This window comes from Nonomuraea sp. NPDC005650, assembly GCF_040605375.1.
Taxonomy (GTDB): domain Bacteria; phylum Actinomycetota; class Actinomycetes; order Streptosporangiales; family Streptosporangiaceae; genus Nonomuraea.
Genome location: NZ_JBEXCR010000041.1, coordinates 46,902 through 70,638, shown reverse-complemented (window position 1 = coordinate 70,638; position 23,737 = coordinate 46,902). Strand labels below are relative to the sequence as shown.

Annotated in this window: 16 protein-coding genes; 13 read left to right on the top strand and 3 right to left on the bottom strand. The window is 69.9% G+C overall.

Annotation, left to right across the window (positions count from 1 at the left end; all coding sequences use genetic code 11):
- Genes ABZS69_RS49895 through ABZS69_RS49885 form a run of 3 tightly spaced genes read left to right on the top strand, consistent with a single transcriptional unit; the run spans position 1 to position 3,593 of the window.
- Complete coding sequence (locus ABZS69_RS49895; RefSeq protein ID WP_355386806.1) at positions 1-1,758, top strand: peptidoglycan-binding protein; 1,758 nt, start codon at positions 1-3, stop codon at positions 1,756-1,758.
- On the top strand, positions 1,751-2,428 hold the full coding sequence (locus ABZS69_RS49890; protein WP_355386803.1) for an ABC transporter ATP-binding protein: 678 nt from the start codon (positions 1,751-1,753) through the stop codon (positions 2,426-2,428). The genes ABZS69_RS49895 and ABZS69_RS49890 overlap by 8 nt, the downstream gene beginning before the upstream one ends.
- Positions 2,415-3,593 (top strand): ABC transporter permease, encoded by a 1,179-nt coding sequence (locus tag ABZS69_RS49885; RefSeq protein WP_355386800.1) that lies wholly within the window; start codon positions 2,415-2,417, stop codon positions 3,591-3,593. The genes ABZS69_RS49890 and ABZS69_RS49885 overlap by 14 nt, the downstream gene beginning before the upstream one ends.
- A 55-nt stretch (positions 3,594-3,648) precedes the next feature.
- Here ABZS69_RS49885 and ABZS69_RS49880 read toward each other — a convergent pair whose 3' ends face one another.
- Positions 3,649-5,847, bottom strand: coding sequence for a discoidin domain-containing protein (locus ABZS69_RS49880; RefSeq protein ID WP_355386797.1), 2,199 nt, complete (start codon positions 5,845-5,847; stop codon positions 3,649-3,651).
- 40 nt (positions 5,848-5,887) lie between these two features.
- A complete protein-coding gene (locus ABZS69_RS49875) occupies positions 5,888-8,872 on the bottom strand; it encodes a discoidin domain-containing protein (protein ID WP_355386794.1) in 2,985 nt (994 codons plus the stop codon).
- A 317-nt stretch (positions 8,873-9,189) separates the two neighbouring features.
- On the opposite strand from ABZS69_RS49875, the gene ABZS69_RS49870 reads away from it, so the two are divergent.
- The 4 genes from ABZS69_RS49870 to ABZS69_RS49855 all read left to right on the top strand — a co-directional run bounded on the left by ABZS69_RS49870 (position 9,190) and on the right by ABZS69_RS49855 (position 14,833).
- Positions 9,190-10,539 (top strand): DUF1996 domain-containing protein, encoded by a 1,350-nt coding sequence (locus ABZS69_RS49870; RefSeq protein ID WP_355386792.1) that lies wholly within the window; start codon positions 9,190-9,192, stop codon positions 10,537-10,539.
- Positions 10,540-10,629: 90 nt separating this feature from the next.
- Positions 10,630-11,232 carry a DUF305 domain-containing protein gene (locus ABZS69_RS49865; protein WP_355386789.1) on the top strand — a complete coding sequence of 201 codons (603 nt, stop codon included), beginning with the start codon at positions 10,630-10,632 and terminating at the stop codon, positions 11,230-11,232.
- A gap of 56 nt (positions 11,233-11,288) precedes the next feature.
- Positions 11,289-13,742, top strand: coding sequence for a glycoside hydrolase family 3 C-terminal domain-containing protein (locus tag ABZS69_RS49860; protein ID WP_355386786.1), 2,454 nt, complete (start codon positions 11,289-11,291; stop codon positions 13,740-13,742).
- 92 nt (positions 13,743-13,834) lie between these two features.
- Entirely contained in the window at positions 13,835-14,833 is a 999-nt protein-coding gene (locus ABZS69_RS49855) for a LacI family DNA-binding transcriptional regulator (protein ID WP_355386783.1), read from the top strand.
- Positions 14,834-14,954: 121 nt separating this feature from the next.
- On the opposite strand, the gene ABZS69_RS49850 is transcribed toward ABZS69_RS49855, so the two are convergent.
- On the bottom strand, positions 14,955-15,929 hold the full coding sequence (locus ABZS69_RS49850) for a WYL domain-containing protein (RefSeq protein WP_355386780.1): 975 nt from the start codon (positions 15,927-15,929) through the stop codon (positions 14,955-14,957).
- A 35-nt stretch (positions 15,930-15,964) separates the two neighbouring features.
- Between ABZS69_RS49850 and ABZS69_RS49845 the strand changes: the two genes are divergently transcribed.
- The 6 genes from ABZS69_RS49845 to ABZS69_RS49820 all read left to right on the top strand — a co-directional run bounded on the left by ABZS69_RS49845 (position 15,965) and on the right by ABZS69_RS49820 (position 23,736).
- Positions 15,965-17,449 carry an MFS transporter gene (locus ABZS69_RS49845; RefSeq protein ID WP_355386777.1) on the top strand — a complete coding sequence of 495 codons (1,485 nt, stop codon included), beginning with the start codon at positions 15,965-15,967 and terminating at the stop codon, positions 17,447-17,449.
- Between the two features lie 704 nt (positions 17,450-18,153).
- On the top strand, positions 18,154-18,522 hold the full coding sequence (locus ABZS69_RS49840) for a peptidase inhibitor family I36 protein (RefSeq protein WP_355386774.1): 369 nt from the start codon (positions 18,154-18,156) through the stop codon (positions 18,520-18,522).
- A 189-nt stretch (positions 18,523-18,711) separates the two neighbouring features.
- Positions 18,712-19,494, top strand: a complete 783-nt coding sequence (locus ABZS69_RS49835) for a hypothetical protein (RefSeq protein ID WP_355386771.1) — start codon at positions 18,712-18,714, stop codon at positions 19,492-19,494.
- 121 nt (positions 19,495-19,615) lie between these two features.
- Positions 19,616-20,437 carry a hypothetical protein gene (locus ABZS69_RS49830; RefSeq protein WP_355386768.1) on the top strand — a complete coding sequence of 274 codons (822 nt, stop codon included), beginning with the start codon at positions 19,616-19,618 and terminating at the stop codon, positions 20,435-20,437.
- Between the two features lie 131 nt (positions 20,438-20,568).
- Complete coding sequence (locus ABZS69_RS49825) at positions 20,569-22,605, top strand: right-handed parallel beta-helix repeat-containing protein (protein WP_355386765.1); 2,037 nt, start codon at positions 20,569-20,571, stop codon at positions 22,603-22,605.
- A gap of 123 nt (positions 22,606-22,728) precedes the next feature.
- Complete coding sequence (locus ABZS69_RS49820; RefSeq protein ID WP_355386762.1) at positions 22,729-23,736, top strand: NAD-dependent epimerase/dehydratase family protein; 1,008 nt, start codon at positions 22,729-22,731, stop codon at positions 23,734-23,736.
- Position 23,737 lies beyond the last annotated feature (1 nt).

The following is a 23,737-nucleotide window of genomic DNA, read 5'->3' as shown; positions in this document are numbered from 1 at the left end:
GTGCGCAGATCAAGAGTGCTCGCCCTGGTCGTGGCGGGCGTGCTGGTGATCGCCGGGGTGGGCTGGGTCGTCGCCTCCCGGCTGCGTTCCCCGGCCGACGAGGCCGCCTCGCGCCGCCCGCCCAAGCCCTCCCTGATCACCGCGCCGGTCGAGCGACGCAAGCTCACCAGCACCGTCACGGTCAGCGGCACGCTCACGTACGGCTCGCCGCTGCCGGTCACGCTGGCCGGGATGGTCGGCGGAAGCGGTGGCGGCGGCGGGATCGGTGGGGCGAACGGCGCTCCGCAGCGCGTCACCACGGCGCCCAAGCCCGGTCCGCTGCGCGCGGGCCAGACGCTGATGCAGGTCAACGGGCGGCCGGTCTTCGCCTTGCGGGGCAAGAAGCCCATGTATCGCCCGCTGGTGCCCGGCACCGAGGGCAAGGACGTCGAGCAGCTCCAGCGCGCGTTGCGGGTGAAGGCGACCGGCGTCTTCGACGCGGCCACGGTGGCGGCGGTGCGGCGCTGGTATGCCAAGCGCGGCTACAAGGCCCAGGAACCTGACCTGGAAGCGCGCAAGAACCTGCAGCAGTTGCGTCAAGCGGTACAGACCGCGAAGGAGACTTTGGCCGCCGACCGCAAGGCCCTGAACGAGGGCCTCGACGTCCGGCCGCTCCGGATCCGTCACGACAACGCCCGCCGGGACCTCAAGGCCGCGGAGAAGGCGCTGGAAGAGGCGCCGGAGATGACGCCTGAGCAGGATACCCAGCTCGCCGCGCTGCGCCGTGCCGTACGGGCCGCCGAAGAGCAGGTGCTCACGGCCGAGCAGGCCCTGGCCGAGGCCAGGAAACCGGCCCCCACCCCGACCACGACCGTCACCCCGGCGCCCACGCCCAGCGCGGTGGACACGAGTCTGCTGGAGATGAAGGCGGCCAACGCCCGGCAGGACCTTGACGACGCCCGGCAGGCGGTGGCCGCGTACGAGGAGCAGATCCGCGTCGAGCGGGACAAACGGCTGGAGGAGCTGCGCAAGGCGGTACGCGTCGCGAAGGAGGCCGAGGCCACCGCCGCCCAGGCGCTGAGCCGGGCCAGGAAGGTCTCGCCGCTGCGGCAGAAGGTGACGCACAGCACCGCCAATCTGGCCGATGCCCAGGCGCTGCTGGCCGAGTTCCGCAAGACCTACGGCGTCAGCGTTCCGGCCGGTGAGATCGTCTTCCTGCCGAAGCTGCCCGCCCGGATCGACAAGGCGGAGGTCAAGCCGGGCGACACCATCGAGGGCAAGGTCGCCACCGTGACCAGCTCCACCTTCGCGGTCACCGGATCGGTCGAGGCCAAAGAGGCCAAGCTGCTGCGCGCCGGCCAAGAGGCTTCGATGGAGACCATGGACGGCACCCAACTGCCCGCCACGCTGAGTGCGGTGGGTGAGGCGGCCAAGACGGAGGAGGAGAAACCGGACGGCGAGGAGAACGAGTCCGAGACCGGCTCGGTGCCCGTCCTGCTCACCCCCGGTTCGTCCAAGGCGCTCAAGTCCCTGGTCGGCTCGCCCATGACCGTGCGGATCTCGGTCGGCTCGACCGAGGGCGAGGTGCTGGCCGTCCCGGTGACCGCCGTGGTCACCTCCGCGGACGGGCGGCCCCGGGTCAGGGTGGCCCTGGACGGTGACCGTACCCGCGAGGTCGAGGTACGCGCGGGACTGACCGCCGACGGCGACGTGGAGGTCACACCGGTGCGCGCGGGCGACCTGAAGGAGGGCGATCGGGTCGTGGTGAGCGATGCCTGAGCCCGTCATGGAGCTGACCGGCGTCTGCAGGGACTTTCCCGCGGACCCGCCGGTGCGCGCGCTCGCCGAGGTGAACCTGCGCGTCGACCAGGGCGACTACCTGGCCATCATCGGGCCGTCCGGCTCCGGCAAGTCGACCCTCCTCAACATCCTCGGCCTGCTCGACCGGCCGACCTCCGGCTCCTACCGGCTGGGCGGCGTCGAGACCACGGCGCTGCGCGACGGCGCGCGTACCCGGCTGCGCGGTACCCGCATCGGCTTCGTCTTCCAGTCCTTCCACCTGCTGTCCCATCGGACGGTCGTGGAGAACGTGATGCTCGCCGAGGTGTACGGCCCGCACCCGCGCGCCGGTCGGCGCGCCCGCGCCGAGCAGGCGCTGGAGCAGGTGGACATGAGCCATCGCGTCGGCTTCGTCCCCGACCGGCTGTCGGGTGGCGAGCGCCAGCGCGTGGCGATCGCCCGCGCCCTGATGGCCAGGCCCGCCCTGCTGCTGTGCGACGAGCCGACCGGCAACCTCGACAGCCGCAACACCGAGGCCATCCTCGGCCTGTTCGACGGCCTGCGGGCCGACGGCCTGACCATCCTGGTGATCACGCACGAAGACGAGGTGAGCGCCAGGGCCAAGCGCAGGGTACGGATCGCGGACGGGGTGCTGAGTGAAGCTCCGTGACCTGTGGACCGAGTCCCTGGCGGGGATGCTCGCCCGCCCGGTGCGCTCGGCCCTGACCACCCTCGGCACCGTCCTCGGCATCACCACGCTGGTGGTCACCCTGGGCATCGCCGCGACCGCGGGCAACCAGATCGTCGGCCGCTTCGACGAGTTGCTGGCCACCAGCATCACCGTCGAGGTGCCACGTGGCGGCCACCACCCTCTGGTGTCCTGGGACGCGGCCAAGGAGCTGCGCCGCCTGCGCGGCGTGACGTCGGCGACGGCGCTGGCGCAGACCGACGGTAGCTCCAACCTGGTCGTGACCGCGAACAACCTGCTCGACCCGACCCGGGTGTCCGGGCAGACCCTCGCGGTGGTCGCGGCCACCCCCGACCTGCCGGAGACCACCCACGGCCGGATGCTGGCCGGGCGCTTCTACGACCCCGGCCACGTGTCCCGCCGTGACCGGGTGGTCGTGCTGGGGGAACAGGCCGCCGCCATGCTCGGCGTCACCAGCCTGGAACACGCGCCCGCCGTGTTCATCAAGGACCGCGCCTACACCGTCATCGGCGTCATCGGCGGCCTGCGGCGCGAGCAGATCCTGGCCAGCGCGGTCCTCCTCCCGCCCACGCTCGGCCCCGACCTCGGGCTGAAGGACGTCACCCGCGTCCTCGTCGCCACGCAACTGGGCGCCGCCGAGCTCATCGCCCGCCAGGCGCCGCTCGCACTGAGCCCCAACCGCAGCGCGGAGCTCCAGGTGATCGCGCCGCCCAGCCCCAAGCGTGCGCGTGACGGCGCCCAGGACGACGTCAACGGCCTCTTCCTCGTCCTTGGCCTGGTCTCCCTGGTCGTCGGCGCGGTGGGCATCGCCAACGTCACGCTGGTCACCGTCATGGAACGAGTCGCCGAGATCGGCCTGCGCCGAGCCCTGGGCGCGGCCCGCCGCCACATCGCCGCCCAGTTCCTGTTGGAATCCAGCCTGATCGGCCTGACCGGCGGGGTGATCGGAGCCAGCCTGGGCCTGGTGGCCGTCGTCGCGGTGGCGGCCGTGCGCCTGTGGACCCCGGTTCTCGACGTACGGCTCGTGCTGGCCGCGCCCGTGGCGGGTGCGCTGGTGGGGCTGCTCGCGGGGCTGTATCCGGCGCTGCGCGCGGCGCGCATGGAACCGGCCGACGCACTGCGGTGAGGAGCTTTGTGGCACGGCTCGCCGTGCCACAAAGCTCACCGACGCCAGTCGCCGGTCACGGATAGGTGGTGACCGTTGAGGGGATGGTGTCGGTTCCGTAGGCCGGGGCGCCGGTGTCGTTGACGACGTGGTTGTACCGCCCCTTGCCGCCGAGGGAGACGACCAGGAGGCTGTGGAACTTCACGCCCGCCTTCACCGGGACCTCGAAGCCGTGGTCCACCTGGATGGTGGGGTCGCTGGTGAACACGCAGTAGCTGCCCAGGCCCCAGCCCTCGTGGGTGTTCACCGAGGGGGCGACCTTGTAGGCGGCCCAGCCTTTGACGCTCCCGTTCATGTACGCCGCCTGGTTCGGCGGATCGTACGGCAGCTCGTTCTGGAAGAAGATCGTCCGTCCGCGCTCGCCGGACCACTCCACGTTGTACTTCTTGAAGTGCTCCACGAACAGGCCGGTGGCCAGCACGTCGTCGCCGTACACGCGAAGGCCGTAGTCGGCGGCGTTGACGTCCCAGCCGACGCTGTCGCCGTGGTCGGCCCGCCAGATCCAGGTGTGGTCGATGACCGTGTCGTCGGCGTACACCACCACGCCGGTCGTCGCCTTCCCGGCGAACTGCCCGCCGATCCGGGCGAACACGTCCTGCATGGTGATCGGGTTCGCCGAGTGGTCGGTGTGGACGCCCTGGCGGCCGATCTCCAGGAGCGTCGGCGAGTTGACCGTGCCGGCGTCGATCAGGAAGCCGGACAGCTTCACCCCGTCCGCGTCCGCCACCCGCATGGCGGTGACGCCGTTGTCCGGCACCAGTGTCGCCAGGCCGAGGCCCATGACGACGGTGTCCGGCCTGGTCACCTCGACGGTCTGGTCGAGGTGGTAGATGCCGGGGGTGAACAGCAGGTGCAGCCCCTGGGCGAGCGCCTGGTTGAGCGTGGCGGCGCCGACCCCGGGCTTGGCCACGTAGAACTGCGTGAGCGGGACCGAAGTGCCGGGGGTCGGGCCGTTCGCCCAGGTCGTGCCGCGGGCGTTCGTGCGCTTGCCGGGGACGAACACCGCGTAGTCGTTCCCGTTCAGGTAGAGGTACGGCTTCTCGCGGCTCACCGGGGTGGTGTCGAGCGTGGTGTAGCGCGGCTCGGGGAAGCCGGTGGCGGGCGCGCCCTGCACGCCGGAGAACACCATGTTCCACACGCTGTTGGACCAGCCGCCGATCGAACTGTCCCGGGTGTACCACTGCTGCTGGGAGTACGACCCGACGGTGCCGTCGATCTTGCTGTCGGCGATGTAACCGCCGGACGCCCAGCCGTACCCGGACGGCGCGAGGTTGAGCCCGCCGCGGATGTGCATGCGGCGGAACGGCGCGGCCTGCGCGACCGCCCACCGGTTGGTGCCGTCGTACGGTGTGACCGCGAGGTTCTCGGTGGAGCGCCAGAAGTTCTGGGTGGCGTTGCCGTTGAACCAGCCCGCGTCCACGCTCACGCCCTTGACGGTGACGTCGTCGGGGTTGCGCCCGAGGCCGTGCACGGAGGTGTAGAAGCCGGTGTTGACGTTGACGTCGTAGCTCCCGGGCTTGAACAGCAGGGCGTACCGGCCGGTGCCGAACTGGGCGGCCTCCTGCTGCTTGAAGATCTGGTCGATCTGTCCCTGGATGGTCGCCGACGACGTGGACGGGTCGAAGACCTTGACGTTCGGGCCGAGGTCGCCACCGCCGGGCAGCGGCGTGCCGCCACCGCCTGTCACGTGCACGGCCGCCTCCCACAGCGAGTAGCCGTAGCCGGTGCCGCGGGCGGTGCCGTTGATCCGCAGGTAGCGGCCCGAGCCGGCGACGTCGTAGGAGGCGTTGCCGCCGGTGCCGCCGGTGCCGCCGGTGCCGCCGGTGACCGTCCTGAGCACGCTCCAGGCGGCGCCGTCGGCGGATATCTGGATGGTGAAGTCCTTGCCGTAGGCGGCTTCCCACGACAGATCGACCTTGCAGATGTCGCGCACCGCGCCCAAGTCGACCTGGATCCACTGCGGGTCGCTGAACGCGCTCGACCAGCGGGTTCCGGGGTCGCCGTCGAAGGCCGCCGAGGCGGGGGTGCCGGCGCCCTCGATCGACGAGGCGGTGGCCGGCCTGTTCAGCGCGGCGTTGGCGGACTGGCAGTCGGCGAGAGCGGTCGCGCCGCCGTCCTGGGGGATCGAGGAGGCGGACGCGGGCATGACCACCGCGGGCGTGACCAGCAGGGCGGCCAGGATCGCGAGCGCGGCCGGGTTTGACCTGTGTCTCATGTCCTTCGCTTTCATCGGGGGTGGTGCGTGATCGGCCTGGTCAGCTGTAGACGCCGAACTCCCACAGCGAGTAGCCGTACGCGGTGCCTCGCTGGGTGAGGTTCAGCCGTACGTATCGGGCGGAGGCGTTCAGGGGGATCTGGTCGAATCCGCCGTCGCCGGTGGTGGTGCCGTAGGCGGTGGCCCAGTCGGCGCCGTTGGCCGAGGTCTGGATCTGGTACGCCTTGCCGTAGGCGGCCTCCCAGCCGAGCTGGACCTGTTTGAGCGCGGTGACCTGGCCGAGGTCGACGGTGATCCACTGGGGATCGGCCCACTCGCTGGCCCACCTGGTGGTGAAGCTGCCGTCGGTGGCGCGATCAGGGGAGAACGGCCCGCCGTCGCCGGTCGGCTGGAAGCTGGAGGCGGTGGTGGGCTTCCCGCGTGCCACGTTGGTCCCGTCCACGACCGGCGGGACCACGCGGAACGAGCGCTGCTCGATGCCGGCTCCGCCCTGGCCGTCGTAGGCGTAGACGTACACCTTCCACACGCCCAGCTGCTCGGGGGCGGTCACCGAGAACCGTCCCGGGCCGGTCTGGGTGAAGGAGACGTGCCGAAGCCCCCGGTTCCCGGTGACGTGCTTGTCGCTGAACATCAGGTTGTAGCGGATCGGGTCGCCGTCGGGATCGGTGGCCGCGGCGTCCACCGTGAAGGTGCGCCCGGCGGGCACCGCGCTCTGCGAGCCGACGGTCATCGAGGTGATCTGCGGCGGAGTGTTCGCCGGGGACTGCCCGGTGTAGGCCTGCTTCAGCGCGTGGTACCCCAGCCGCCGCCACCCTCCGGTGAGGACGTTCAGCCAGACCCCGCCGAAGTCGTTCTCCAGCCCGTAGTTGAAGGCGGTCATGCCGAGCGCCACCCCGGAATGGCCGCGGATCGCGGTCCAGCTCGCGGTGTACATGTCGCGTTTCTGCAGGTCGGACGGCTCGGTGGGCTGCCCGTTGACGTCGTTCTGGACCTCCCACTCGCCGTCCGGGCCGGCCTCGGTGACGATGTACGGCTTGGTGTAGCCGCCCTTGGACCAGTCGTCCTTGACGGTCTTGAGGGCGCCGTAGGCGTTGACGGCGAGCAGGTCGAGCGCCGGGGAGTACGCCTTGTAGTACGGCCAGGCGCCGGTCCAGGCGTCGGTGGAGGTCACCGGGTGGTTCGGGTCGGCGGCGTGGATCGCCTCGGCGACCTCGCCGACGAACCTGGCGTAGGCCACCCGCCGCTGCTCGACGACGTCCGCGGGCAGCCCGTGGTCCTGCATGGTGAGGATGACCTCGTTGCCGACGTCCCACATCAGCACGCCCTGGCGGTTCTTCAGCGCGTTGACCCGGGCGACGATCTCGTTCTTCACGCTGGTCTTGTAGGCGGTGTCGTTCACGTAGTCGGCGCCCTGGTTGAGCCAGTGGCCGACGATGACCTTGATGCCGTGCCGGGCGGCGGTGTCGAGCAGCGCGGGGGTGGCGGTGTCGTCGACGCCCCAGATCCGGATCGTGTTGACGCCCATGGCGGCCAGGTCCCGCAGGTACGCGTCGGCCGCGCCCTGCGGCGGGCCGTAGGTCACGCCTTTGACCAGGTAGGGCGACCCGTTCACCTGCAGCTGCCAGTTGCCCTGCGAGCCGGTGACCTTCACCGTGCTCGGCCCGGCGGGGACGGGCGGGTCGGTCATGGCGGCGGGCGTCGTGCCGGACCGCCGTTCGACCACGACGCGGTCCACGCTCAGCACGCCGCCGGAGGTGGTGGCGGTGGTCGGCGTCGTGCGGCCCGCGATCGCGTCGGGCAGTGAGCCGCCGATCGCCAGGTCCAGGCGCAGGTAGAAGCCGTGGTGGACGGCGGCGTTCCAGGCGGCCACGCCGACCTGGCTCTGGCGCACCACCCAGGTCTGCCTGCCGTCGAGGTAGAAGCGGATCTCCTCGTCCGTCGTGGTGCGGTCGATGACCTGCGCGTAGTCGTGGTAGTCGCTCTGGCAGCCGCCGCAGGTGGCGAAGCCGCTGGTCCGGCCGTCGTACTCGGTGCAGGCTCCGCCGGGGGCGGTGCCGCAGTGCAGGGTGTTGGCGAGCTGGTCGCGGCCGTTGACGTCGGTCATGATGTCGGTCTCGCCGATCGACGGCCAGTTGGTGTGGTTGCCGCGGAAGGCGGCGCCGGTCGCGCGGAAGCCCGGCCAGTAGCCGAGCGCGCCGGGGACGTCGGGCTGTCTGATGCGGGCGCTGAACCTCAGCATCTCGCCCGGCTTCGGCTCGAAGTCGGTGCGCTGCGTCTCGATCCGGCCCGAGGTCCAGGCGCCGGAGGCGTCCCTGATCGCCTTGATGTTCAGCTGGCCGGAGCCGTCGAGGGACACGTTCGCCGTCGAGGCGCTCATCGTCTCGACCTCTCCGGTACCCCACTTCGCCGGGCCGCCCGGATACTGGGTCCCGGTGCGCAGGATCCAGTCACCGGCCGCGGGGGAGGTGCCGGCCGGGCCGGTGAAGTCGTCCTTCCACACCTCCGTCCAATCGCCTCCCGGAGGTCCGCCGCTCTCGCCGTAGACCTGGAACTCCCACAGGGAGTAGCCGTAGCCGGTGCCGCGCGCCGTGCCGTGCATGCGCACGTACCGGCCGCTGCCGGTGACGGCGAGGGTCTGCGTGCCGCCGGTGCCGGCGGCGGTCTGGTAGACGTCGGTCCAGTTCGTGCCGTCGGGCGAGGTCTGGATGGTGAACGCCTTGCCGTACGCGGTCTCCCAGCTCAGGACGATCTTGCTGATCGTCGCCGGGGCGCCGAGGTCGATCTGCAGCCATTGGGGGTCGCCGAACGAGCTCGACCACCGGGTGGCGGTGTCGCCGTCGACGGCGGCCGCGGCGGCGTAGGCGGCACCCTCCGATGAGGACGCCGTCGCCGGCTTCCCCTGTGACAGCAGGGTGTCGGCCGCGGCGGCGGGGCCGGGTAAGGCCAGGCCGGAAAGGAGCAGCCCCACCAGGGCGACGACGACCAGGGCCGGTCGCGACAAGCCGGGGCTTCGAGCTGGACGCACTGTCTCTCCTCCGAACATGGGGGGTGGTCGCCGCATCGGCGACAGAGGGAGAGCGCTCTCCGTACCAGCGAGGGTGCCGGGCGAACCGGACCCAGTCAAGGCCCATTTCCGGCGATCTAGAAATCCGCACGAAGCATTCAGGCGGAGGGTGGCCCGGATTCCCACAGGTCGTGGCCTTGGGCGGGTGTCCGCGTGTCGGCCGGGTGAACGTCTCTTTTCGGCCGGAGTCATCGCGCCTTGACAAGCGCGGCTCGGCATACGACTCTTTTGGAGAGCGCTCTCCTGGCCGGTTCCGACGGTTCCCCCAAGGAGAGATCATGAAATTCTCCCGAAGTCCCGCCAGGCTCCGCCTGGCCCTGTTCGCCGGCACGCTGGCCACGGTCGTCGTCGCCGCGCTGCTGATGATCGCCCCGGCCCGCGCGGCGGACGCCCTGCTCTCGCAGGGCCGCGTCGTCACCGCCTCCTCGGTGGAGGGAGCGGGATACGGCCCCGGAGCCGCCGTCGACGGCGACACCGCGACCCGGTGGTCCAGCCTCGCGGCCGACCCGCAGTGGCTGCAGGTGGACCTCGGCGGTTCGGCGACCGTCTCCCAGGTCGTGCTGGCCTGGGAGGGCGCCTACGGCCAGGCGTTCAAGATCCAGACCTCGTCCGACGGGCAGAGCTGGAGCGATGTCTACTCCACCGCGTCCGGCACCGGAGGGACCCAGACCCTGCAGGTGTCCGGCACCGGCCGGTACGTACGGATGTACGGCACCGCGCGCGGCACCGGCTACGGCTACTCGCTGTGGGAGTTCAAGGTGTACGGCGCCGGAGGCGACGGGACCATCCCCAGGCCGAGGCCGACCTTCACCGATGAGGTGACGCACCACGAATTCCAGGCCAACTGCTCCTGGACGGCCAACCGACCCGACGACCCCATCGTCTACCCCGGCCTTCCCGGCGCGTCCCACATGCACACCTTCGTCGGGAACAGGACGACGAACGCCGCCAGCACGGCGACCTCGCTGCTGGCCGGCGGCACGTCCTGCACCAACCCGCACGACCGGTCCGCGTACTGGTTCCCCAGCTTCTACAAGGGCGACCAGCTGATCCAGCCGACCGGGAACCAGGTCATCTACTACAAGTCCGGGATCCTGGAGTACTGGCGGGTCCAGCCGTTCCCGCAGGGCCTGCGCTTCGTCGTGGGCAGTCCGACGGCGACGCTGGAGCAGTTCCGTGACTCCCCGGGCGCGGTCGAGGGCTTCGAGTGCGGGGACATCTCACGCAGCTGGGACATCCCGCAGTCGTGCGCGGCGGGCACCCAGGTGAACGTCCGGTACCAGGCGCCGAGCTGCTGGGACGGCGTCCACCTCGACAGCGCCGACCACAAGAGCCACATGGCCTACCCGGCCGGCGGCTACTGCCCGGCCAGCCACCCGGTCGCGGTGCCGATGCTGGAGTTCAAGATCGCTTTCCCCGCCAGTGGCGACCTGTCGCAGGCGCGGCTGGCCAGCGGGCGCGGTTACACCTGGCACTACGACTTCTTCAACGCCTGGGACGCCCCCGCCATCCTGGACGCGCTGGTGACGCACTGCATCAACGGCGGGCTGCAGTGTGACCCGCGGGGATACGACCAGTACAAGCCGCACCGCGGCGCTGCCCTCACCGAGAACTTCGAGCTGCCCTGACCTCTGCCCGGCTCACCCCGGGACCTGATTACCGTGCCGGGCGCCGTGACCCGGTGCCCGGCACGGCCCGACCTGATCGAGGGACTTCGCATGAGACACGGCCCCGCCGCCCTGGTCCTGCTCCTGGTGTTCGGGGCGGCGGTCGCCCTGGTGGGAGGCTGCCTCGCCCGTTCCGCCGGACCCGGATCACCCGACCGGCACGCCTCGCATCCGCCCGCCGCCGCCGTCCTGCCTGCCACGGCCGCCGGGTTCAACACCACCGACATCGCCTGGCTGCAACTGATGATCGCGATGGAGGAGCGGGCGCTGCTCCTGCTCGACCTCGGTGCGGGACCTGGGCGTTCTCCCGCCGTGCGAGGGTTGGCGGGCCGTCTCCGGCAGGCTCACGCGGGGGAGTTGCGACGCCTGCGGGCCGGTCTCGGCCGTACCGGACTGCCTTCGCGGAACCCGCACGAAGGGCACGACATGCCGGGCATGGCCACCCCGGCCGAGCTGGCGGCGCTCGGGGCCGCCACGGGCGGCGCCTTCGACCGGCTCTTCCTGACCCGGCTGCGCGAGCATGTCGAGCAGACGGCCCTGGTGTCCCGGTCGGAGCAGGTCTCCGGGATGGACCGCGCCACCAGGGACCTCGCCGCCGCGATCGTGCGAAACCGGACGGCCGAGCGCGGCCTGCTGGACGAGATCGAGTCTTGACGCTCTCCGCCGCGACGGATTCGGAGAGCGCTCTCCTGGATGTGAAAGGAAAGTGTGTGACCGACGACGACATCGATCGCCTCGTGAGCAAGCTGGACCTGGAACAGAAGGCGCGGCTGATCACCGGTGCGAGCGTGTGGCGCACCGGCGCCGAGCCGGACATCGGGCTGCGGGCCATGGTGTTCTCCGACGGCCCGGCCGGCGTGCGCGGGGAGGGCTGGGACGAGCGGGACACCTCCCTGACCCTGCCCTGCCCGACCGCGCTGGCCGCCACCTGGGACGAGCACCTGGTCGGCCTGCTCGGCGGGCTGCTCGCCGGCGAGGCGCGGCGCAAGGGGGTGCACGTCCTGCTCGCCCCGGCGCTGAACCTGCACCGCTCGCCGCTCGCCGGCCGCCACTTCGAGTGCTACTCGGAGGACCCGGTGCTGGCCGGCCGGATCGGCGCCGCCCTCATCGGCGGAATCCAGGCGGGCGGGGTCGCGGCCACCGCCAAGCACTACGTCGCCAACGACTCCGAGACCGAACGGCTCACCCTCGACGCGCGGATCGACGAGCGGACGCTGCGCGAGCTGTACCTGGCGCCGTTCGAGACCGCGGTGGCGGCGGGCGTGTGGGTCGTCATGTCGGCCTACAACGCGGTGAACTCGATCACGATGTCGGAGAATCCGCTGCTGGCGAACCCGCTGAAGGACGAGTGGGGGTTCGACGGGGTGGTGGTTTCGGACTGGGGGGCCGTCCGCTCCACGGCTCCGGCGGGCCGGGCCGCGCAGGACCTCGCCATGCCGGGCCCGGAGAGTCCATGGGGGCCGGCGCTGGCCGCCGCCGTGCGTGACGGGCAGGTGCCCGAGGCCGCGATCGACGACAAGGTCAGGCGGCTGCTTCTGCTGGCCGCCCGGGTCGGCGCGCTCGGCCTTCGGGTGGACGGCCCCTGGTCGCCGGACCTCCCGACCGGCCCGGCGTCCGGGGCTCCGGAAGGCGAGCGGGCGGCGCGGACGCTGCTGCGGCGCGCCGTCGCGGCGAGCGCGGTGCTCCTGCGCAACGAGGGAGGGCTGCTTCCCCTGGACCCCGCCCGGCCGCGCCGCGTCGCGGTGTTCGGGCCGAACGCCGTCACCCCCCGGATCCAGGGCGGCGGCAGCGCGGGTGTGTACCCCCGGCGTACGGTGTCGCTCCTCGACGGCATCCGGGCAGCCCTGCCCGCCACGGTGGAGGTGGTCCACTGTCCCGGCGTCTCGCCCGGCGCCCGTCCCACCCCCCTCGGCACGGGAAACGCCCGGGACCCGCGCACCGGTGAGCCCGGCCTGCTGGTCCGGCTGCTGGACGCCGCCGGCCGGGAGATCCACGCCGAGCACCGCCTGACGGGCCATGTTCCGGAGCCGGCGCGCACGGTGCCCGCCCGTGCGGCGGTCGTCGAGATCCGCGCGCTCCTGCGTCCCGACGTCACCGGACTGTGGGAGCTGGGCGTCGCGGGCTGGGGGCACGTCACCCTGGCAGCCGACGGCCGCGTGCTCATCGACGAGGAGGTGGAACGCGACACCGACGACCCGGCGACCGTGCACCTCTCCCCGCCGTACCGGACGGCCCGGCTCCAGCTAGAGGCGGGCCGGGACGTCGAACTGGTGTCCCGGCGGCGTCTCGACCCCGGAAGCGGAGTGGCCTCGGCGCTGGCCGCCGACCCGCCCCGGCCGGAGGAGACGGCCGGGCTGCGGGCGGCGGCCGGCCTCGCGCGCTCCGCCGACCTCGCCGTCGTGGTGGTGGGGACCGGCCAGGACGCCGAGAGCGAGGGCGCCGACCGGACGGACCTGAACCTGCCCGGCCGCCAGGACGAGCTCGTCCGGGCGGTGGCGGCGGCCAACCCGGCCGCCATCGTGATCGTCAACGCCGGTGGCCCCGTCGCCCTCCCGTGGCGCGAGGAGGTGCCGGCCGTGCTGCTGAGCTGGTTCCCCGGGCAGGAGGCGGGGCACGGGCTGGCGGACGTCCTGTTCGGGCGGGCCGAGCCCGGCGGCCGCCTGCCCGTCACCTTCGCCGGCCGGTCCCTGGTCTCCACCGTTCCCGTGGACGGCACGCTCACCTACGCCGAGGGCCAGGACATCGGCTACCGTGCCTGGCTGCGCGAGGCGGAGCCGCCGGCGTACTGGTTCGGGCACGGGCTGGGCTATACCACCTGGGCGTACGAGAAGCTGTCGGTGCCCGCCGAGGCCGCCCCGGGCCTGCCGGTGACGGTCCGCGTACGGGTGCGCAACATCGGCGAGCGGCCGGGGCGCGAGGTCGTCCAGGTCTACCTGGCACGACCGGAGACGTCCCTCGCCCGCCCGCCGCGCTGGCTGGCGGGCCACGCCGCAGCCGGGGCGCGGCCCGGCGAGAGCGTCGAGGTGGACGTGCGTCTCCCGGCCCGTGCCTTCCAGCACTGGGACGTCGAGCAGGGCGCCTGGCGCACCGAGCCCGGCGGCTTCACCGTTCTGGCCGGCCGCTCGTCGGCCGACCTTCCGTTGTCCGCCGCCATATCCCGGTGAACGCCTTGGAGAGCGCTCTCCCTCTCTCTGCTATAAAGGCCCACATGAGCCCTCGTCTCCCGGCATCGCAACCCCTCCCTACCCTGGAAGACGTGGCGCGCGTGGCGGGGGTCTCGCGCGCCACCGTCTCCAGGGTGATCAACGGCATCCGCAACGTCGACCCCGCGATCCAGGAGAAGGTGCGCCACGCCATCAGCGCCATCGGATACGTGCCCAACTCGGCGGCGCGGTCCCTGATGACAAGGAGGACCGGCGCGATCGGGCTGGTCGTCTCCGGCGCGGGGGAGGGCGACGACGGGCAGCTCTTCACCGTCTTCACCGACCCGTTCTTCGGACGCGTGGTGGCCGGCATCGTGAGCTTCCTGAGCACGCGCGGCGTGCATCCCACCCTGATGTTCGCCGAGACCGACCAGAGTCGCGACCAGGTCGTCACCTACCTTCGGCAGGGCAATGCCGACGGGGCCGTGCTGGTGTCCACCCACGCCGCGGACCCCCTTCCCGCGCTCCTCGTCGAGGCGCGGGTGCCGACGGTGCTGTTCGCCAAACCGGCCCGGCCCATCCCCATCAGCTACGTCGACGTCGACCACCGGGCCGGGGCGAAGCTCGCCGCCGACCATCTGTGGGCACTGGGACGGCGGCGGATCGCCACGATCTCCGGCCCGCTCGACGTGCCCGCGAGCCAGGAGCGCCTGGCCGGCTTCCGCGACGCCATGGCGGCGCACGGCCACTCCTACATCCCCTGCGCCGAGGGCGGCTTCACCTACGGCAGCGGGGAGGCGGCCATGGAACGGCTCCTGGCCGAACATCCCGACCTCGACGGCCTGTTCGTGGGCAACGACCTCATGGCCCAGGGGGCCCTGCCCGCGCTGCGGCAGCACGGCCGCCGGGTTCCCGAGGACGTCGCGGTCGTGGGCTTCGACGACAGCAGCGTGGCCACCGCCTGCCGTCCGTCGCTCACCACGGTCCGCCACCCGGTGGAGGACATGGCCGCCGAGATGGCCCGCCTGCTCCTGGCCCGTATCGAGGAGCCGGGCCTTCCGCCGACCTCGGTGATCTTCGACCCGGCCCTCGTCGTCCGCCAGTCCGCCTGATCTCCGCCGTGGCCGCGAGGCGGAACGTGCAGAGCACCTGTGAGCGTACGCGTCCTGAGCTTCGGTCAAGCGGCGTGGTGGTCAGCGGGCTGATTGGGAACGCGGACGCCAGATGTGCGGGTCACCGGTGAGGGCGGTCGAGTCCGAGTCCCTTGCCGATTCGGGTGCGCAGGGAGTGCAGGGCATGCCTGAGTTCGGCCGGTTCGATGTCCGTGATGTCGGCGTCGAAGGTGAGGAGCAGCCCTGCCAGTCCCGGCCATGACCATGCGCCGAGTGTGAGCCGGCAAGTGGTTTCGGTGTCGTACTCGACTGTTGATCCGCCGGGAGCGAACCGGGCGACGGTGGAGGCGGGCAGGGAGAGGATGGCTGAGCCGCGGCATGGCCATTCGGCAGCGGCGTCTCCGCGGTCGTGTGTGGTCATGACGAAGGCGACGGGATCGCCGTGCGGGATGTCACGTCGGTCGAAGGGGGTGTGCGTGGGCATGTGTGGTTCGATGCGGTCCACGCGCATCGCGCGCCATCGGTCCGCGTCCGGGTCGAAGGCGACCAGGTACCAGCGGGCGGCCCAGACCACGAGGTCGTGCGGTTCCAGCGTGAGCCTCCCGGGTTCGCCGGTGTAGTCCACGCGGACGAGGTGCTGCCGGTTGATCGCGCTGCCAACGGCGCGGATGATCTCGGCGTCGATCGGTGGCGCGGGGAACTCCCAGTAGTTGCGGGCTGAGGAGACGGTGAACGCTTCGGCGTGCAGGCGGCTGCGCGCGGGCATCGCCTGGTGCAGAGTGGCGAGAGCGCGGGCCGCGTTCTCGTGGATGCCGGAGAGGATCGTCGGCACGGTCTGGAGCGCGACGGCCGTGGCCACGGCCTGGTCTTCGTCGAACACGACCGGTGGCAAGCGGGTGGCGCGACCGAGCCGATATCCTCCGCCTGCTCCGCGGACGGCCTCGATCTCGTACCCGAGGTCCCGGAGCGTATCGATATCGCGGCGTACGGTTCTCACCGACGCTCCGAGTCGGGTGGCGAGCTCCTCGGCGGTCAGGGTCGCGCCGATCCCGAAGATCGACAGCAGCTTGAGCGTCCGCGCGGAGGTGGCAGCCATGATTCTCCGATTCTCTCCCCGATAGCGGTCACCCGATGGCAACTATGCCGACGATGGTGGCCGGCATGACCGATTCACCGAGCCCTCGAGTGGGCACCCGCACCCCGACAGCCGGCGCGACCACGGCGCTATTGGTGGTGCTTTTCGGTTCCTTCATGGACCTTCTCGACGCGACGATCGTCACCGTCGCGGCACCGGCGATAGCCCAAGACCTGGGTGCCGGCGACGCTCAGATTCAATGGACGATCGCCGCCTACACGCTCGCCCTGGGCGCGGGCCTGATCACCGGTGGACGGCTCGGTGATCAGTACGGCCGCAAGCGGCTGTTCATGATCGGGCTGGCCGGGTTCATGGTCACCTCGGCGCTGTGCGCGCTGGCCGTCGATCCGGGGATGCTCATCGGCATGCGGGCCGGGCAGGGACTGACTGCCGGGATCATGGTCCCGCAGGTGTTCGGGATCATCCGGGCATCATTCGCTCCGGGCGAGCGGGCCAAGGCTTTCGGCGCCTACGGAGCCGTCCAGGGCCTCGCCTCGGTCGCCGGCCCGCTGCTGGGTGGGCTGCTCGTCGACGCCAACCTGTTCGACCTGGGCTGGCGCACGATCTTCTGGATCAACGTGCCCGTCTCGATCCTGGCGCTCATCAGCGGCGCGAAGGTCCTGCCGGAGTCCCGCTCCGCCTCGACCGCGCGGCTGGACCTCCCGGGCGCGCTCCTCGCGGCCACGGGCATCCTTCTCCTGCTGCTGCCGATCATCCAGACCGAGGCGTGGGGATGGACCTGGGCCGGCTATGCCCTCCTCGCCGCCGGAATCACCGTGCTCGCGATCTTCCTCGCCCACGAGCGCCGCCTCACCGTACGCGGAATCGAACCTGTCTTTGACCCGGCCCTGCTGAGAATCCGCGCCTTCGCAGTCGGCCTGAGCGCTTCGGTGCTCTTCTTCGGCGGCATCGGGTCGTACTTCCTCGCCCTCTCGGTCTACCTCCAGAACGGAACCGGCCGAACCGCGTGGGAGACCGGCCTGGTGATCCTCCCGTACGCGCTCGGCTCGATCATCACCTCCGGCCTCGGCGTCGCCCTCGCCGCCAAAGCGGGCAGAACGCTCCTGATCACCGGCTCGCTCACCATCGCCGCATCTCAGCTCGTCCTGTGGCTCATCGTCAAGGACGGCAACGATCCCGGATACTGGCTCCTCGCCCTCGCACTCTTCATCGGTGGCCTCGGGCTCGGTCTCGCCGCACCCATTCTCGTCAACGTCGTCCTCGCGGGCGTCCCCGGACGCAACGCAGGCGCCGCAGGCGGGGTCCTCTCCACCGTCAACCAGATCGGCGGCGCCGTCGGCATCGCCGTTCTCGGCACGATCTTCTTCACCGCCGTCACCGGTTCAGCCGCCGGAGCACCGGCGCTGCCCAACTACGGTCACGCGTTCGGCATCGTCCTGATCGTCTCCGCCGCGCTCTACCTGATCACGGCGCTCGTGATGCTCGCACTCCCGAAAGCCGCGGTCGAGCACGCCGAGTAGACCAGCCATGCCGGGGCGAGCGTATCGCCCCGGCCTGGCACTACAGGCAAGCAGCAGCCATGCCCGGAGGCCGGCAGGACGGGACCAGGCACAAGTCTCACGACCACGCCGACTCTCGTCTGCCGTTGAGGATCTTGCCACTGGGTACACCCGCCGCAGCTGCGGCCCTGGGGTCTACACCTCCTCCTCACTCGCCGCTGTCGGGGATCTCGCAGGCCTTCGGCCGGGGCGGGCCCAGGACGTTGAGGCGGCGGCGCTGGCGTGGGCCAGGTCGGTGAGGAGTCGTCCAGGTGCGCCGCGAGCGGGTGGACGGGGCCGAACTGCTCGGCGATGACCGGATCCACCGTGCTGCCCTCCCCACCCGCAGGGTTGCCGGACAACCGGAAATCGAAGCGGCCGTGCCGGGCGGCGGCCGCAGGCTGCGAAGCCGGAAAGGGGGAACCCTGGGGGCATCGGGGCCGACGCGATCGAGGTGGTCCAGCTCACGATCACTGAAGCGCAATAATAGATCGCGTGCTCTAGAATGATGTATCGTTGCCCTTGGTGCCGGAGACCTGTCTCTGGGACCCGACGCCTGGGAGTGCTGCCGCCAAATCCCTGGGCGCGCCCACCAGGCGTAGCCCCACCTGTAAATCAGTGCAGTCGGTGGTGAGAATCGCAGAGGCAAGTGCCAGGGGAAACTCAAATCGATAGGAGCGAGACAAGTGAAGCGTAAGACCACCTTCGCCATTACCGCGCTACTGCTCAGCGCCACAAGCCTGATCGGCTCCAGCGCGACCGCTCATGCCAGCTCGGCCGCGCCCGACTGCGCTAGTTTCTGCATCTACGAGCATGACAACTTCAACTTCTGGGGCGGGCGTTGGGTGATGTTCTTTCCGGACGGCTCCTGTCGGACTGTCAAGAGCAGCAGGGACAACATGGCGAGCTCGATGATAAATGGAACAAATCGCCGCGTAAGGCTGTACGACCGCAAGAATTGCGCCGGCCCGGTGGGCTACATCGCCAAGCCCAAGAGCAAGGATAAGGACTTCACCAACAACGGCTTCGACAACAAGCTGAGTTCGATCAGATAGTCGTCGCGCCGGAAGGGGCGGACTCTGCATCCGGAGGCATCGCTGTCACGCTCCGCCCATGTTTCATGGGAGGTCAACGTGTCCGTTCGGCTGAAGAGCGCTGTTCTCATTCTCGTGGTCGTTGCCAGTGGTTGCTCGGCGGCGACGGCAGGTCCCCCTGCTGACAGCAGGGCGAGGACGGCCTCTATCATGCACGTTCCGCTTCCGGGGGAAGAAGCGCGGAAGCTCGCTGTCCCGTTCGACGCGTACAACTTCTCTCCTGCCGAGATCATGACGATCGAGGCCGCGCAAGATCTGCTCATCCGTGACTGCATGCGCGGCCAGGGGGTGGAGTGGAAACTTCTGCCCCTTCCGGCGGAGGCTGATATCGAGCCGCAGAACCGTCGCCGTTACGGCGTCATCGAGCCGCAGATCGCCCGGCTCTTCGGCTACCACGCCCCCTTGGACCGGCCATCGGTGGCTCGGTACAACGCGGAACGGAACGACCGGTTGACGGAACTGTCGCCTGCAGCGCGGCGTGCCGCTTACGGCGATCCCGCCAGGGATGCGGACGGATGCTCGGACAAAGCCCAGGCACATCTTTTGAAGGACGCTCAGGAAATCAACGAATCCCTGTTCAACACGCTTGTCAGGCAGACCTTCGAGGAATCCCTGCGTGACGGAGAGGTCGTGCGGGTCTTCCGCGCCTGGAGCGCGTGCATGAAGAATAATGGGTTTCATTACCCGGACCCGCTCGCGGCTATCACCGATGATCGGTGGACGAACAATCAGCAGCCCTCCCGTCGGGAAATCACGGCGGCGGAGACAGACGTGTGGTGCAAAAAGAAGGGCGATCTCGCTTCCATCTGGGCTGCGACGGAGAAACGCATCCAGCAAGACACCATTCTTGCTCACGCGGAATATTTTCGGACGCTAAAGACCAACAAGGAGCGGCAGCTCAAAGCCGTCCGCTGGGTCCTCTCCCGCGGCTGATCTTGTTGTTCTTAAGCTCGTCGTCGCTCGCCCTCGGACGGCTCTCGGTCCAGCAGCGGCTGGTGCCGATCAGCTCGCGTAAGTGTTCCAGGCGTGATCCGACTACGGCAGGATCGCCGCCATGAGACAGATGATCACAGCAGTGGCGGCTTGTGGTGTCTTGCTGGTGGCCGGCGCTCCCGTGCAGGCCACCGCCAAGGACCCCGTCCGGGCGCTCAAGGCCATCCTGGCTTCCGGGCAAGGGGTGCAATTCACCGAGACGGCCACCATCCTGGACGGCACCGATGAACGGGCGGAACGCCGACGCACGGGAGTCTTCGAAATCGGCGAGAAGGGCGGGGTCAAGGCGCTCGACGTCACCACCACCGGGGGCGAACACGGTCGCGAGCGCATCATCGGCTTCAACCATGACATCGGCGGCACCGCCTACCGATCCGGTGGCCTCGTCGGGACCCTGCTGCCGAAGGGCAAGGTCTGGTGGGAGGACAGGCATCAGCTGCATCTCTGGCACCGGGAGTTGCTCGGCGACGACGAGCAGGCTGTCAATCCGACAGAGCCTGCGACCCTGGCCGCCCTGGTGAAGAATGGGCAGCTGAGCGGGAATGTCCTGACCGGCACGATCACCTTCAAGGAACTCGAGAAGGTCTCCACCTGGATGAGCCACTCCGCCCGCGGCGGCTTTGAGGCTGGCACAAAGCTGTCCTACACCCTCACTCTGACCTCGGCGGGCCTGGTCAGCAGAGTGCAGAGCACGTACACGGCCGCCGACAGCCCCCACGGGCCGGCTCGCGGAGCTCTGGGCGAGCTGGCCGGCAGGACTCTGCATGTCGACACCCGCTACAGCCGATGGGGCAGCAAGGTGTCGATCAAGGCCCCCGACCCTCGCGAGACGACCACCGAGTTGTGTGCCGAGAAGATCTGCAAGCTGCGCCTTCCAGGCTGACGGCGTGGAAACGGGCCGCGCCGCCATCGACCGGGCGCCGATCGCCTACCCGCGGGCGATCTTCGACGCTACTGTTCGCTGGCAACAACGTCACCGGTAGGACGGGAGAATCCATGCGACACTCTGTTGTCGTGGGCGCGTTACTCGCCGTGGTCACCATCGCCAATCTTCTGGTCGGGCAGCCCGCCGGCGCCGCCGCCCCGGCAGAGCTCGCACCTGGCGGCTGGTACACCGAATTACCGGCCTCCTTACAAGTCTGCGACAGTGCTCCGTGGAATGGCGGACCGTCCAGCGCGCCGTCAGGCGCCATAGTGGTCCCGGCGGGCGACAACAAGGGCTTCGACTTCGACCAGGTCGGCAAGACCTACTGGTTCGCCCCGGGCACGCATACTCTGGGCGATGGCGTATTCAGCCAGATAACCCCTGGTAGCAACAGCGTCTATATAGGAGCTCCGGGCGCCGTCCTGGACGGCATGAACACCAATCTTTACGCCTTCTCCGGCGCCGCCTCCAATGTGCGCATCGCCTACCTCGAGGTCCGCAACTTCGGTCGCGGCAAGGACAACAACAACGAAGGCGTCATCAACCACGACGCGAGTAGCGGCTGGGTGATGGAGTACCTCTACGCGCACCACAACGATGGCGCGGCGGTGTTCCTCGGAGACACCAACACGATCCGCCACAGCTGCCTGAAGGACAACGGCCAGTACGGCATCAGCATGTACAAGCCGCAGGTCGAGGGCGACTCGGCGATCAAGGACATCGTCGTGCACAACAACGAGATCGTCGGCAACAACCAGGACGACTGGGAGGCCGAGATCGAAGGGTGCGGCTGCACCGGCGGCGTGAAGTTCTGGGATGTCGAGGGAGCCACCGTCACGGAGAACTACGTACACGACAACCTGAGCGTCGGCCTCTGGGCCGACACCAACAACATCGACTTCCTGTTCGACCGCAACTGGATCGAGCACAACGAGAGCATCGGCCTCTGGTACGAGATCAGCTACAACGCCACCATCAGCCGCAACGTCTTCAAGCGAAACGCCTGGGTCAGCGGCAACGAGAACCTGGGCTCACCGGCGCCGGCGATCTACATCTCGGAATCAGGCGGTGACGCCCGGCTCGCGAGCGACACAAGCGGCAGCACAGATCTCAACATCAACGACAACTACTTCGAGGACAACTTCTCCGGCATCTCGATCTTCGAGAACACCAATCGCTTCTGCAACTCCAACGGGAACACCAGCAAGACCTACTGCACGCCGTTCGTCGCTCCCACGGTGATTCCGCCGCCTTACGACTACGACTATCTCGACCCCACCAACGCCACCCACCCCTGCTACACATCCATCGCGAGCGAGCCTTACCGCAGCGACTGCCGCTGGCACTCGCGCAACGTCAAGGTGTTCGACAACGAGTTCCGGTTCGACAAGTCGAACGTGCCCTGCGCCGGAACCTACTGCGGTGCGCAGGCCCTGTACGCCCAGGGCGAGAACAACCTGCCTTGGATGCCCTACACGGTCGCGGAGATCCAGCAAAGTGTCATGCTGACCGGCGGCAACAGCTTCCACGACAACACCTACGTCGGCGATTGGAAGTTCGCCAAGGGATGGGGCGAGACGATCTCATGGAACGCCTGGCGCTCCGCCCCCTATAACCAAGACGCGGGCAGCACCCTCAATGGCGTGACGGAACCGCCTCCCGTGCCCAATGCCCTCGACGTCGACACCGCGACGCTCGAAGGTTCGGTCGGCCAATGGACCGCCTGGTACAGCAGCTCCGTGCAAAGAGCCGCCGGCGCGGCCCATGCCGGAGCCTACGGATTGCAGATCGATGTCACCGAGGGCGGAGGATGGGGTGTGCACCTCGGCAATTGGCCCGGATTCACGGCCATCCCGGGTGCCAAGCGGCTCAGCGTGTGGGCCAGGCAGGGCGCTCCCGGGATTTCCGCCGCGACTCTCAGCGTGCTGTGGCTCGACGCCGACCAGCAGCTTCTGCAGACCGACCAGGTCCCGCTCGGCGGCCTGAGCACGGACTGGCAGGAGTTCACCGCGCAACTCACCGCGCCCTCGGCGACCGCCACCGTCACGCTGGAGGTGAGGAGCGCCGGCGGCGGCGTCGGTAACTCGCTCCATCTCGACGACGTCGTGCTGGCCGACCAGCAGTAACGGCCTCAACGTTGACGTCCCGGCCCGCGCTGAGGTCCCGGCCGTGCGCGGTTGCGGCGGCCGTGTTGGTGCGCCTGTCGTAAGGGATCTGGGGTTTCGGCCGTGGCGGGTTAAGATCGGCTGATGACGGGCCACGACCGAAGAGCCTTCATCATCGGAGGCACGGGACAGATCGGCCGGGCCACGGCCGCCCGGCTCGCCGCGGCCGGGTATGCGGTGACCCTTGGGCAGCGCAGGCTCCGTCCGGACGCCGTGGAACTGGACGGGGTGGTGTCGGTCCAGGTCGATCGGGCCGACACCGAGGCGCTGCTCAATGCCCTCGACGGCCACGATCTGGTCGTGGACACGGTGGCGTTCATCCCCTACCACGGTGCGCAGCTCGCCCAGTTGGCCGGCCGCGTCGGCTCGCTGGCGGTCATCTCGTCGGGAGCGGTCTACAAGGCTCCCGGACTGCCGGTGCCGATCCCGGAGTCGTGGCCGACGGTCGAGCGCGACGCCCACCACTATCCGGCGGGGAAGGCGGAGTTGGAGCGCTGCCTGCTGGCGACGCCCGGCCTGCCGGTCAGCATTCTGCGGACGGGCGTGCTGCACGGCCCGTACGGCAAATCGCTGGATCACTGGTCGTTCATCAAGCGGGCGCTGGACAAGCGGCCGTACGTCGTGCTCGCCCAGGACGGGCGGAGCCGGTTCCCCACCACGGCGGTCGCGAACGTCGCCGAGCTGATTTATCTGTGCGCGCAGCACCCGGCGGCCCGGGTCCTCAACGTCGCCGATGACCCGCTGACCGTCGCCGAGATCGGCGCCAGGATCTTCGCTGTCATGGGCCACGAGGCAGAGATCGTCACCTTCGCGGGCCCGTCGCGTCCGGACGGCCTGGGTTTCAATCCGTGGAATGTGCCGGAGCCGATCGTGTTCAGTCTGGACAGGGCCCGGGCTGAGCTCGGATACCGCCCTGCCGTCTCCTACGACGACGCGCTGCGCCAGGACATCGAATGGGCCGCCCGCGCTGTATCCGAGGCCGAAGCGGGCGGCGGAGGCTGGCAGGACGTCTTCCCTGATCTCATCGTTCGCCACGGCCCCGACGTCTGGTTCCCCTACGCGGCCGAGGACGCCTATGTCGCCGGCGCGTAGG